Origin of the sequence: Pseudomonas sp. NFX224 (assembly GCF_048565165.1) — a bacterium.
In the GTDB taxonomy this organism is placed as follows: domain Bacteria; phylum Pseudomonadota; class Gammaproteobacteria; order Pseudomonadales; family Pseudomonadaceae; genus Aquipseudomonas.
Genome location: NZ_CP183416.1, coordinates 5252124 through 5264520, shown reverse-complemented (window position 1 = coordinate 5264520; position 12397 = coordinate 5252124). Strand labels below are relative to the sequence as shown.

Sequence of the window (12397 nt, the reverse complement as noted above, 5' to 3'; positions counted from 1 at the left end):
CATGAACAGCACGCTTATCCAGACAGACCGTTTCACTTTGAGTGAAACCGAGCGCTCGGCCATCGAGCACGAGTTGCATCACTACGAAGACCCGCGCGCGGCGTCGATCGAAGCCCTGAAGATCGTCCAGAAGGAACGTGGCTGGGTGCCGGACGGCGCTCTGTACGCCATTGGCGAGATCCTCGGCATCCCGGCGAGCGACGTTGAAGGCGTGGCTACTTTCTATAGCCAGATCTTCCGTCAGCCGGTCGGCCGCCACATCATTCGCGTCTGCGACAGCATGGTCTGCTACATCGGCGGCCACGAGTCCGTGGTCAGCGAAATCCAGAGCAAACTCGGTATCGGCCTGGGTCAGACCACCACCGACGGTCGTTTCACCCTGCTGCCGGTCTGCTGCCTCGGCAACTGCGACAAGGCGCCGGCGTTGATGATCGACGACGACACTTTCGGTGATGTGCAGCCAGCAGGCGTTGCCAAATTGCTCGAGGGCTACGTATGACCCTGACTTCTTTCGGTCCAGCCAACCGCATCAAGCGTTCGGCCGAGACTCACCCGCTCACCTGGCGTCTGCGTGACGACGGCGAAGCCGTATGGCTCGACGAGTACCAGGCCAAGAACGGTTACGCCGCTGCGCGCAAAGCCTTCGCCGACATGGCTCAGGACGACATCGTCCAGACCGTGAAAGACGCCGGCCTTAAAGGTCGCGGCGGTGCAGGCTTTCCCACTGGCGTGAAGTGGGGCCTGATGCCAAAGGACGAATCCATCAACATCCGTTACCTGCTGTGCAACGCGGATGAAATGGAGCCGAACACCTGGAAAGACCGCATGCTGATGGAGCAACTGCCCCATCTGCTGATCGAAGGCATGCTGATCAGTGCCCGTGCACTGAAAACCTACCGTGGCTACATCTTCCTGCGTGGCGAATACACCACCGCCGCCAAGCACCTCAACCGTGCCGTGGAAGAAGCCAAGGCAGCGGGCCTGCTGGGCAAGAACATCCTGGGTTCGGGTTTCGATTTCGAGCTGTTCGTCCACACCGGCGCCGGGCGTTACATCTGCGGTGAAGAAACCGCACTGATCAACTCCCTCGAAGGCCGCCGCGCCAACCCGCGCTCCAAGCCGCCCTTCCCTGCCGCCGTTGGCGTGTGGGGCAAGCCGACTTGCGTGAACAACGTTGAAACCCTGTGCAACGTGCCGGCGATCATTGCCGACGGCGTGGACTGGTACAAATCGTTGGCCCGGGTCGGCAGTGAGGATATGGGCACCAAGCTCATGGGCTTCTCCGGCAAAGTGAAGAACCCGGGCCTGTGGGAACTGCCGTTCGGCGTCACCGGTCGCGAGCTGTTCGAAGACTACGCCGGCGGCATGCGCGACGGTTACAAGCTCAAGGCCTGGCAGCCTGGCGGCGCCGGTACCGGCTTCCTGTTGCCGGAACACCTGGACGCACAAATGTACGCCGGCGGCATCGCCAAAGTGGGCACCCGTATGGGTACCGGCCTGGCCATGGCGGTGGACGACAGCGTCAACATGGTGTCCCTGCTGCGCAACATGGAGCAGTTCTTCGCTCGCGAATCCTGTGGTTTCTGCACCCCGTGCCGCGATGGCTTGCCATGGAGTGTCAAGCTCCTGATGGCCATCGAAAACGGCGAAGGTCAGCCAGGCGACATCGAGACCCTGCTGGGTCTGGTCGGTTTCCTCGGCCCGGGCAAGACCTTCTGTGCTCACGCACCGGGAGCCGTGGAGCCGTTGGGCAGCGCAATCAAATACTTCCGCCATGAGTTCGAAGCCGGTATCGCGCCTGTCAGCGCCGCCGTCCCGCCTCTGGCAAGGCCGATCGTAATCGGCGCGTAAACGCTTAAAAAAAGCGAAGGGTCCGTGCCCTTCGCTTTTCGTGTGATGACGCCTTTAACGGCTGTGTTGATTCACGCGGATAACAAGATTCCATTAGCCACGCCCGCTGACACCGGGCCAACGAAGAACTTTGAACCATGGCCACTATCCACGTAGACGGCAAAGCGCTCGAAGTCGATGGGGCAGACAACCTGTTACAGGCATGTCTGTCTCTGGGCCTCGATATTCCGTATTTCTGCTGGCACCCTGCCCTAGGCAGCGTTGGCGCTTGCCGCCAGTGCGCGGTCAAGCAGTACACCGACGAGAACGACACCCGTGGTCGTATCGTCATGTCCTGCATGACCCCTGCCACCGACAACACCTGGATCTCCATCGAAGATGAAGAATCCAAGGCTTTCCGCGCCAGTGTTGTCGAATGGCTGATGACCAACCACCCTCACGACTGCCCGGTCTGTGAAGAAGGCGGTCACTGCCACCTGCAAGACATGACGGTAATGACCGGCCACAACGAGCGCCGTTACCGCTTCACCAAGCGTACCCACCAGAACCAGCAACTGGGCCCGTTCATTTCCCACGAAATGAACCGCTGCATCGCTTGCTACCGCTGCGTGCGCTTCTATAAAGACTACGCTGGCGGCACCGACCTCGGCGTGTACGGCGCTCACGACAACGTGTACTTCGGTCGCGTTGAAGACGGCGTGCTCGAAAGCGAGTTCTCCGGCAACCTCACCGAGGTTTGCCCGACCGGTGTGTTCACCGACAAGACTCACTCCGAGCGCTACAACCGCAAGTGGGACATGCAGTTCTCGCCGAGCATCTGCCATGGTTGCTCCAGCGGTTGCAACATCTCCCCGGGCGAACGTTACGGCGAACTGCGTCGCATCGAAAACCGTTTCAACGGTTCGGTAAACCAGTACTTCCTGTGCGACCGTGGCCGTTTCGGCTATGGCTACGTCAACCGCGAAGACCGCCCGCGTCAGCCACTGCTGGCCAACGGCACCAAGCTGAGCCTCGACGAAGCGCTGGATAAAGCCGCTGACCTGCTGCGCGGTCGCAACATCGTCGGTATCGGTTCGCCTCGCGCCAGCCTCGAAAGCAACTACGCGTTGCGCGAACTGGTCGGTGCCGAGCACTTCTACTGCGGTATCGAAGCTTCCGAACTGGAACGCATTCGTCTGGTCCTGCAGGTGCTGAAAGACAGCCCGCTGCCAGTGCCGAACATGCGCGACATCGAAGACCACGACGCCGTGTTCGTCCTCGGTGAAGACCTGACCCAGACCGCAGCACGCATGGCCCTGGCCCTGCGCCAATCGGTCAAGGGTAAAGCTGAAGACATGGCCGACGCCATGCGCGTCCAACCTTGGCTCGACGCTGCGGTGAAGAACATCGGTCAGCACGCGCTGAACCCGCTGTTCATCGCCAGCCTGGCTGAAACCAAGCTCGACGACATCGCCGAAGAGTGCGTTCACGCGGCTCCAGACGACCTGGCTCGCATCGGTTTCGCGGTGGCTCACGCCCTCGACGCCAGCGCTCCAGCCGTTGAAGGCCTGGACGCTGAAGCCCTCGAACTGGCCAAGCGCATTGCCGACGCCCTGCTCGCTGCCAAGCGCCCGCTGATCATTGCCGGTACTTCCCTGGGCTCCAAAGCCTTGATCGAAGCCGCCGCAAACATCGCCAAAGCCTTGAAGCTGCGCGAGAAGAACGGTTCCATCAGCCTGATCGTGCCTGAGGCCAACAGCCTCGGCCTGGCCATGCTCGGTGGTGAATCGGTCGACGCTGCGCTGCAAGCCGTGATCGACGGCAAGGCCGACGCCATCGTCGTGCTGGAAAACGATCTGTACACCCGTACCGACAAGGCCAAGGTCGATGCTGCCCTGACCGCCGCCAAGGTGCTGATCGTCGCCGACCATCAGAAGACCGCCACCAGCGAGCGTGCGCACCTGGTTCTGCCAGCCGCCAGCTTCGCCGAGGGCGACGGTACGCTGGTCAGCCAGGAAGGCCGCGCCCAGCGTTTCTTCCAGGTCTTCGATCCGAAGTACATGGACGCGAGCATCCTGGTTCACGAAGGCTGGCGCTGGCTGCATGCCCTGCGTGCCACCCTGCTGAACCAGCCGATTGACTGGACCCAACTGGACCACGTCACCGCTGCCGTCGCTTCCAGCACTTCGATCCTGAACCGCATCGTCGATGCCGCACCGTCCGCCGCGTTCCGCATCAAGGGCATGAAACTGGCCCGTGAACCGCTGCGTTACTCCGGTCGTACCGCCATGCGCGCCGACATCAGCGTGCACGAGCCGCGTACCCCGCAAGACAAAGACACCGCGTTTGCCTTCTCCATGGAAGGTTACTCGGGTTCGGCCGAACCCCGTCAGCAAGTGCCATTCGCCTGGTCTCCGGGCTGGAACTCGCCGCAAGCCTGGAACAAGTTCCAGGACGAAGTCGGTGGTCACATCCGCGCTGGCGACCCGGGCACCCGCCTGATCGAAAGCACCGGTGACTCGCTGAACTGGTTCGCCAGCGCTCCGCGTGCGTTCAACCCGGCTCCAGGTACTTGGCAGGCAGTGCCGTTCTTCCACCTGTTCGGCAGCGAAGAGAACTCTTCGAAAGCCGCTCCGGTTCAGGAACGCATTCCGGCTGCCTACGTTGCTCTGGCCAAATCCGAAGCCGATCGCCTGGGTGTCAATGACGGCGCCATGCTGAGCCTGAACGTGGCTGGCCAGACCCTGCGTCTGCCGCTGCGCATCAACGAAGAGCTGGGCGCTGGTCTGGTTGCATTGCCTGCGGGCATCGCCGGCATTCCGCCAGCGATCTTTGGCAAATCCGTTGACGGTCTGCAGGAGGCAGCTCAATGACCTTGTTCACTCCTGAAGTGATCGACGTGATCATTGCGGTCCTCAAGGCCGTGGTGATTCTGCTCGCCGTGGTGGTCTGCGGCGCCCTGCTCAGTTGGGTCGAGCGTCGCCTGCTCGCCCTCTGGCAGGACCGTTACGGTCCGAACCGCGTCGGTCCGTTCGGCGCGTTCCAGATCGCTGCCGACATGATCAAGATGTTCTTCAAGGAAGACTGGACGCCTCCATTCGCCGACAAGATGATCTTCACCCTGGCACCGGTAGTCGCCATGAGCGCCCTGCTGATTGCCTTCGCGATCATCCCGATCACCCCGACCTGGGGCGTGGCGGACCTGAACATCGGCATCCTGTTCTTCTTCGCCATGGCCGGTCTGTCGGTCTATGCGGTGTTGTTCGCCGGTTGGTCGAGTAACAACAAGTTCGCCCTGCTGGGCAGCTTGCGAGCCTCGGCGCAGACCGTGTCGTACGAAGTGTTCATGGGCCTGTCGCTGATGGGCATCGTGATCCAGGTCGGCTCGTTCAACATGCGCGACATCGTGGATTACCAGGCACAGAACCTGTGGTTCATCATTCCGCAGATCTTCGGTTTCCTGACCTTCTTCATCGCTGGCGTGGCCGTGACTCACCGTCACCCGTTCGACCAGCCGGAAGCGGAACAGGAACTGGCCGACGGTTACCACATTGAATACGCCGGCATGAAATGGGGCATGTTCTTCGTCGGCGAGTACATCGGCATCGTGCTGATCTCGGCGCTGCTGGTGACCCTGTTCTTCGGTGGCTGGCACGGTCCGTTCGGCATCCTGCCGCAGATCCCGTTCATCTGGTTCGCACTGAAAACCGCGTTCTTCATCATGATCTTCATTCTGTTGCGTGCGTCGATCCCGCGCCCACGTTATGACCAAGTGATGGATTTCAGCTGGAAGTTTTGCTTGCCGCTGACCCTCGTCAACATGCTGGTGACCGCTGCGATCGTGTTGCTCAACACGCCCGCCGTCGCGGCTCAGTGAGGATAGAGAATCATGAAGTACATATTTGACATCGTGCATGGCCTCTACACCCAGCTTCGCAGCCTGGTGATGATTTTCGGCCACGCCTTCCGCAAGCGCGACACGCTTCAGTACCCGGAAGAACCGGTCTACCTGCCGCCGCGCTACCGTGGGCGTATCGTCCTGACCCGCGACCCTGACGGTGAAGAGCGTTGTGTAGCGTGCAACCTGTGCGCCGTAGCGTGCCCGGTCGGTTGCATCTCGCTACAGAAAGCTGAAACCGAAGACGGTCGCTGGTACCCGGACTTCTTCCGCATCAACTTCTCGCGCTGCATTTTCTGCGGCCTCTGCGAGGAAGCCTGCCCGACCACCGCGATCCAGCTCACACCGGATTTCGAAATGGCCGAGTTCAAACGTCAGGACCTGGTTTACGAGAAAGAAGATCTGCTGATCTCCGGCCCCGGCAAAAACCCTGATTACAACTTCTATCGTGTTGCAGGTATGGCGATTGCCGGGAAGCCGAAAGGCTCCGCGCAGAATGAAGCCGAACCGATCAACGTGAAGAGCTTGCTGCCTTAAGGAAGAAAGATGGAATTCGCTTTCTATTTCGCATCGGGTATCGCTGTGGTGTCCACGCTTCGCGTGATCACCAACACCAACCCTGTGCACGCCCTGCTCTACCTGATCATTTCGCTGATCGCCGTGGCGATGACGTTCTTCGCCCTCGGCGCACCGTTTGCCGGTGTCCTGGAAGTGATCGCCTACGCTGGCGCCATCATGGTGCTGTTCGTATTCGTGGTGATGATGCTGAACCTGGGGCCTGCCTCGGTTCAGCAAGAGCGCGTCTGGCTCAAGCCCGGCATCTGGGGCGGCCCGGTCCTCCTCGCCGCGCTGCTGCTGGTGGAACTGCTGTACGTGCTGTTCTCCCACCAGACCGGTGAAGCCGTCGGCCACACCACTGTAGACGCCAAGGCCGTGGGCATCAGCCTGTTCGGTCCTTACCTGCTGGTGGTCGAACTCGCCTCGATGCTGCTGCTCGCCGCAGCCGTCACGGCGTTCCACTTGGGCCGCAACGAAGCCAAGGAGCAATGACGATGCCTGCTATCCCTATGGAGCATGGTCTGGCGGTCGCCGGCATCCTGTTCTGCCTCGGTCTGGTCGGCCTGATGGTCCGCCGCAACATTTTGTTCGTGTTGATGAGTCTTGAAGTGATGATGAACGCCTCTGCACTGGCCTTCATCGTTGCCGGTAGCCGTTGGGCGCAGCCGGATGGACAGATCATGTTCATCCTGGTGATCAGCCTGGCAGCCGCCGAGGCCAGTATTGGCCTGGCGATCCTGTTGCAACTGTATCGCCGCTTCCACACGCTCGATATCGACGCTGCCAGTGAGATGCGCGGATGAACCTACTCTTTCTGACTTTCGTATTCCCTCTCATTGGTTTCCTGCTGCTGTCGTTCTCCCGTGGACGCATCTCGGAAAACCTGGCCGCACTGATCGGCGTGGGTTCCATCGGTCTGTCGGCAATCGTCACCGCCTATGTGATCTGGCAATTCAACGTCGCCCCGCCGCAAGGCGGTCACTACACCCAGGTGTTGTGGCAGTGGATGGCGGTGGAAGGCTTCACCCCGAACTTCGCGCTGTATCTGGACGGCCTGTCCGTGACCATGCTCGGCGTGGTGGTTGGCGTCGGCTTCCTGATCCACCTGTTCGCGTCCTGGTACATGCGCGGTGAAGCCGGTTACTCGCGCTTCTTCGCCTACACCAACCTGTTTATCGCCAGCATGCTGTTCCTGGTGCTGGGCGACAACCTGTTGTTCCTGTACTTCGGTTGGGAAGGCGTGGGCCTGTGCTCGTACCTGTTGATCGGTTTCTACTACAGCAACCGCAACAACGGTAACGCCGCACTCAAAGCCTTCATCGTGACCCGTATCGGTGACGTGTTCATGGCCATCGGCCTGTTCATTCTGTTTGCCCAACTGGGCACCCTGAACGTTCAGGAACTGCTGGTGCTGGCACCGCAGAAATTCCAGGCCGGCGACTTCTGGATGGTCATGGCCACCCTGATGCTGCTGGGTGGCGCTGTCGGTAAATCCGCGCAACTGCCGCTGCAAACCTGGCTGGCGGACGCGATGGCCGGTCCTACCCCGGTTTCGGCACTGATCCACGCCGCCACCATGGTGACCGCGGGCGTCTACCTGATCGCCCGTACTCACGGTCTGTTCACCCTGGCACCGGAAATCCTGCACCTGGTCGGCATCGTCGGCGGTGTGACCCTGGTTCTGGCTGGCTTCGCAGCCCTGGTCCAGACCGACATCAAGCGTATCCTCGCCTACTCGACCATGAGCCAGATCGGCTACATGTTCCTGGCCCTGGGCGTTGGTGCCTGGGACGGCGCGATCTTCCACCTGATGACCCACGCCTTCTTCAAGGCGCTGTTGTTCCTTGCTTCCGGTGCGGTGATTGTTGCCTGCCACCACGAGCAGAACATCTTCAAGATGGGCGGTCTGTGGAAGAAGCTGCCACTGGCCTACGCCAGCTTCATCGTCGGCGGTGCGGCCCTGGCGGCCCTGCCCCTGGTAACCGCAGGCTTCTACTCCAAGGACGAAATCCTTTGGGAAGCGTTCGCCAGCGGCAACAACGGTCTGCTTTACGCAGGTCTGGTTGGCGCGTTCATGACCTCGCTGTATACCTTCCGCCTGATCTTCATCGCGTTCCACGGTGAAGCGAAGACCGAAGCCCACGCCGGTCACGGCATCGCCCACTGGCTGCCACTGTCGGTGCTGATCGTATTGTCGACCTTCATCGGCGCGATGATCGTTCCACCGCTGCACGGCGTGCTGCCACAAAGCGTCGGCCATGCCGGCGGCGAAGCCAAGCACAGCCTGGAAATCGCGTCGGGCGCCATCGCCCTGGCCGGTATCCTGCTGGCCGCGCTGCTGTTCCTCGGCAAGCGTCGCTTCGTCACTGCGGTCGCCAACAGCGGCATCGGCCGTTTCCTCTCGGCCTGGTGGTTCGCTGCCTGGGGCTTCGATTGGATCTACGACAAACTGTTCGTCAAGCCGTACCTGGCGATCAGCCACATCCTGCGCAAAGACCCGCTCGACCAGACCATCGGTCTGATCCCGCGCATGGCCAAAGGCGGTCACACCGCCCTGAGCCGTACCGAGACCGGTCAACTGCGTTGGTATGCCGCCTCGATGGCTGCGGGTGCCGTGCTGGTAATTGGCGCCGTCGTGCTGGTAGCGGTCTGATATGAACCTTGCGAATTTGCGAAAGGAAACGAGCCCGTCATGATTCTGCCTTGGCTAATCCTGATTCCCTTCATCGGCGGCCTGCTGTGCTGGATGGGTGAGCGCTTCGGCTCTACCCTCCCACGCTGGATTGCGCTGTTGACCATGTCCCTGGAACTCGCACTCGGCCTCTGGCTGTGGGCCCATGGCGATTATTCATTTGCTCCGGCGCCTGGCGCCGATCCGACCTGGGTGATTGAGTTCAAGCACATCTGGATCCAGCGCTTCGGCATCAGCGTGCATCTGGCCCTCGACGGCCTGTCGCTGCTGATGATCCTGCTGACCGGCCTGCTGGGTGTCCTCTCGGTACTCTGCTCGTGGAAAGAGATTCAACGTCACGTTGGCTTCTTCCACCTGAACCTGATGTGGATCCTGGGTGGTGTCGTCGGCGTGTTCCTCGCCCTCGACCTGTTCATGTTCTTCTTCTTCTGGGAAATGATGCTGGTGCCGATGTACTTCCTCATCGCGCTCTGGGGTCACAGTTCTTCGGATGGCAAGAAAACCCGGATCTACGCGGCGACCAAGTTCTTCATCTTCACTCAGGCTTCCGGCCTGATCATGCTGGTGGCGATCCTGGGCCTGGTACTGGTCAACTTCAACGAAACCGGCGTGATTACCTTCAACTACGCCGACCTGTTGAAAACCAAGATGTCGATGACCACCGAGTACATCCTGATGCTCGGCTTCTTCATTGCCTTCGCGGTCAAGTTGCCGGTCGTACCGTTCCACTCCTGGCTGCCTGACGCTCACGCCCAGGCACCGACCGCTGGTTCCGTCGACCTCGCCGGTATCTTGCTGAAAACCGCTGCCTACGGCCTGCTGCGTTTCGCCCTGCCGCTGTTCCCGAATGCGTCGGCCGAGTTCGCGCCGATCGCCATGACCCTGGGTCTGATCGGGATCTTCTACGGTGCGTTCCTGGCGTTCGCGCAAACCGACATCAAGCGTCTGATTGCCTTCTCGTCCGTTTCCCACATGGGCTTCGTACTGATCGGCATCTACTCCGGCAGCCAACTGGCACTGCAAGGCGCTGTCATGCAGATGCTGGCGCACGGCCTGTCGGCGGCGGCACTCTTTATCCTGAGTGGCCAGCTGTACGAACGCACCCACACCCGCGACATGCGTGAAATGGGTGGCCTGTGGTCGAAGATCGCTTACCTGCCGGCCCTCAGCCTGTTCTTCGCAGCCGCGTCGTTGGGCTTGCCGGGTACCGGTAACTTCGTCGGCGAGTTCCTGATCCTGATCGGTACCTTCCCGATTGCCCCATGGGTCACCATCATCGCCACGACCGGCCTGGTGTTCGGTTCGGTCTACTCGCTGATCATGATCCACCGTGCGTACTTCGGCCCGGCCAAATCGGACGCGGTACTGCATGGCATGGACGGTCGCGAACTGATCATGGTGGTCGGTCTGGCTGCACTGCTGATCTACATCGGCGTGTACCCACAACCGTTCCTCGATACTTCTGCCGCGACGATGCATGGCGTGCAGCAATGGCTCGGCACCGCCTTCACTCAACTCGCTTCGGCCCGGTAAGAGCGCTATGGAATTCACGACTCAACACTTTATCGCGCTAGCGCCGCTGTTGATTACCAGCCTCACCATTATCGTGGTGATGCTGGCAATCGCCTGGCGCCGCAACCACTCGCAGACCTTCCTGATTTCCGTGGCAGGTCTGAACCTGGCTTTGCTGTCGATCCTGCCTGCCTTGAAAGTTGCGCCTCTGGCCGTAACGCCACTGCTGCAAATCGACACCTTTGCCTGCCTGTACATGGCGCTGATCCTGGTCGCCACCCTCGCCTGTGTCACCCTCGCCCACGCCTACCTCGGCGACGGCGGTTCGGGTTACCCGGGCAACCGTGAAGAACTGTACCTGCTGATCCTGATGGCCGCCGCCGGTGGCCTGGTTCTGGTCAGCGCGCAGCACCTGGCCGGGTTGTTCATCGGCCTGGAACTGCTGTCGGTGCCGGTCTACGGTCTGGTGGCTTACGCCTTCTTCAACAAGCGTTCGCTGGAAGCCGGTATCAAGTACATGGTGCTGTCGGCTGCCGGCTCGGCGTTCCTGTTGTTCGGTATGGCGCTGCTGTACGCAGACTCGGGTTCCCTGAGCTTCGTCGGCATCGGCCAGGCGCTGGCGGCTACCGGCCTGCCAAGCTCGCTGGCTCAACTGGGCCTCGGCATGATGCTGATCGGCCTGGCGTTCAAGCTGTCGCTGGTACCGTTCCACCTCTGGACACCGGACGTTTACGAAGGTGCTCCGGCGCCGGTTGCAGCGTTCCTCGCTACCGCTTCCAAGGTTGCCGTGTTTGCCGTGATGGTGCGTCTGTTCCAGATTTCGCCAGCGGCAAGCAGCGGCGTGCTGAGCGACGTGCTGACCATCATCGCCATCGCGTCGATCCTGTTCGGTAACCTGCTGGCGCTGACCCAGAGCAACCTCAAGCGTCTGCTGGGTTACTCGTCCATCGCCCACTTCGGTTACCTGCTGATCGCCCTGGTGGCGAGCAAAGGCTTGGCCGTGGAAGCCATCGGCGTGTACCTGGTCACCTACGTGATCACCAGCCTCGGCGCTTTCGGCGTGATCACCCTGATGTCCTCGCCGTACAACGGCCGTGACGCGGACGCCCTGTACGAATACCGCGGCCTGTTCTGGCGTCGTCCGTACCTGACCGCCGTCCTGACCGTGATGATGCTGTCCCTCGCCGGTATCCCGCTGACCGCGGGCTTCATCGGCAAGTTCTACATCATCGCCACCGGTGTCGAATCGCATCAATGGTGGCTGGTTGGTTCCTTGGTACTGGGCAGCGCCATCGGCGTGTTCTACTACCTGCGCGTCATGGTCACCCTGTACCTGATCGAACCGAACCTGCGTCGCCACGATGCGCAACTGCACTGGGAACAGAAGGCAGGCGGCGTGATGCTGCTGGCCATCGCCCTGGTCGCGTTCTTCCTCGGCGTCTACCCACAACCGCTGCTGAACCTGGTTCAGCAATCGGGCCTGGCGGGTTGATCGCTTAAGCGACATTCGGCAGTAAACTGAAACGGCACCTTCGGGTGCCGTTTTTGCGTTTGTGGGATTCAACATCTTGAGTGCCTGGAATGGCCTCTTCGCGGGCAAGCCGCGCGCCCACGGGGATTGTGGGTCATCAAAAAGCTGGCGAACGACACATAACCTTTGGGAGCTGGCCTGCCAGCGATGGCGTCGGGTCAGCCAATGCTTGCTTCACTGACATACCGCTATCGTGAGCAAGCTCACTCCCACATCGGTTCGTGTGTGCCGACATGACGAAATTGTAATTCCCTCATCACCTTCGCGTTATCCGCAGCTTGCAACGATGTCACCCGGCGACCCTACTGGCGGGCCCTTGCCCGCCGAACAATAAAACCCACGCCGAATCACGTTCTCGTTCTCGTTCTCGTTCTCG

10 protein-coding genes are annotated in these 12397 nt (G+C 61.0%); all 10 read left to right on the top strand.

Annotated features, from left to right (window positions below; all coding sequences use genetic code 11):
- The first annotated feature begins 1 nt into the window (after position 1).
- The 10 genes from nuoE to nuoN all read left to right on the top strand — a co-directional run bounded on the left by nuoE (position 2) and on the right by nuoN (position 11982).
- The gene (gene nuoE / locus ACNYC6_RS23995) at positions 2-499 is read left to right on the top strand and encodes an NADH-quinone oxidoreductase subunit NuoE (RefSeq protein ID WP_008053447.1); all 498 of its coding nucleotides are present in this window, start codon (positions 2-4) and stop codon (positions 497-499) included.
- Positions 496-1851, top strand: coding sequence for an NADH-quinone oxidoreductase subunit NuoF (gene nuoF / locus ACNYC6_RS23990; RefSeq protein ID WP_419709450.1), 1356 nt, complete (start codon positions 496-498; stop codon positions 1849-1851). The genes nuoE and nuoF overlap by 4 nt, the downstream gene beginning before the upstream one ends.
- A gap of 137 nt (positions 1852-1988) precedes the next feature.
- A complete protein-coding gene (gene nuoG / locus ACNYC6_RS23985; protein ID WP_419709449.1) occupies positions 1989-4703 on the top strand; it encodes an NADH-quinone oxidoreductase subunit NuoG in 2715 nt (904 codons plus the stop codon).
- Complete coding sequence (gene nuoH / locus ACNYC6_RS23980) at positions 4700-5707, top strand: NADH-quinone oxidoreductase subunit NuoH (RefSeq protein WP_419709448.1); 1008 nt, start codon at positions 4700-4702, stop codon at positions 5705-5707. The genes nuoG and nuoH overlap by 4 nt, the downstream gene beginning before the upstream one ends.
- A 12-nt stretch (positions 5708-5719) precedes the next feature.
- Entirely contained in the window at positions 5720-6265 is a 546-nt protein-coding gene (nuoI, locus tag ACNYC6_RS23975) for an NADH-quinone oxidoreductase subunit NuoI (protein WP_178132024.1), read from the top strand.
- Positions 6266-6274: 9 nt separating this feature from the next.
- Complete coding sequence (nuoJ, locus tag ACNYC6_RS23970; protein WP_007970450.1) at positions 6275-6778, top strand: NADH-quinone oxidoreductase subunit J; 504 nt, start codon at positions 6275-6277, stop codon at positions 6776-6778.
- 2 nt (positions 6779-6780) lie between these two features.
- Positions 6781-7089: an NADH-quinone oxidoreductase subunit NuoK gene (gene nuoK, locus ACNYC6_RS23965; protein ID WP_007946416.1), complete on the top strand. Its 309-nt coding sequence runs from the start codon at positions 6781-6783 to the stop codon at positions 7087-7089.
- The gene (nuoL, locus tag ACNYC6_RS23960) at positions 7086-8939 is read left to right on the top strand and encodes an NADH-quinone oxidoreductase subunit L (protein ID WP_419709447.1); all 1854 of its coding nucleotides are present in this window, start codon (positions 7086-7088) and stop codon (positions 8937-8939) included. Before nuoK ends, nuoL begins: the two co-directional genes overlap by 4 nt.
- Positions 8940-8978: 39 nt before the next feature.
- Entirely contained in the window at positions 8979-10511 is a 1533-nt protein-coding gene (gene nuoM / locus ACNYC6_RS23955) for an NADH-quinone oxidoreductase subunit M (protein WP_419709446.1), read from the top strand.
- A 7-nt stretch (positions 10512-10518) separates the two neighbouring features.
- Positions 10519-11982: an NADH-quinone oxidoreductase subunit NuoN gene (gene nuoN, locus ACNYC6_RS23950; protein WP_150701295.1), complete on the top strand. Its 1464-nt coding sequence runs from the start codon at positions 10519-10521 to the stop codon at positions 11980-11982.
- Positions 11983-12397: the final 415 nt, after the last annotated feature.

Excerpts from the sequence above, each read along its gene's own strand:
- nuoE (WP_008053447.1), top strand. The coding sequence starts at position 2 with ATGAACAGCACGCTTATCCAGACAGACCGTTTCACTTTGAGTGAAACC.
- nuoF (WP_419709450.1), top strand. The coding sequence starts at position 496 with ATGACCCTGACTTCTTTCGGTCCAGCCAACCGCATCAAGCGTTCGGCC.
- nuoG (WP_419709449.1), top strand. The coding sequence starts at position 1,989 with ATGGCCACTATCCACGTAGACGGCAAAGCGCTCGAAGTCGATGGGGCA.
- nuoH (WP_419709448.1), top strand. The coding sequence starts at position 4,700 with ATGACCTTGTTCACTCCTGAAGTGATCGACGTGATCATTGCGGTCCTC.
- nuoI (WP_178132024.1), top strand. The coding sequence starts at position 5,720 with ATGAAGTACATATTTGACATCGTGCATGGCCTCTACACCCAGCTTCGC.
- nuoJ (WP_007970450.1), top strand. The coding sequence starts at position 6,275 with ATGGAATTCGCTTTCTATTTCGCATCGGGTATCGCTGTGGTGTCCACG.
- nuoK (WP_007946416.1), top strand. The coding sequence starts at position 6,781 with ATGCCTGCTATCCCTATGGAGCATGGTCTGGCGGTCGCCGGCATCCTG.
- nuoL (WP_419709447.1), top strand. The coding sequence starts at position 7,086 with ATGAACCTACTCTTTCTGACTTTCGTATTCCCTCTCATTGGTTTCCTG.
- nuoM (WP_419709446.1), top strand. The coding sequence starts at position 8,979 with ATGATTCTGCCTTGGCTAATCCTGATTCCCTTCATCGGCGGCCTGCTG.
- nuoN (WP_150701295.1), top strand. The coding sequence starts at position 10,519 with ATGGAATTCACGACTCAACACTTTATCGCGCTAGCGCCGCTGTTGATT.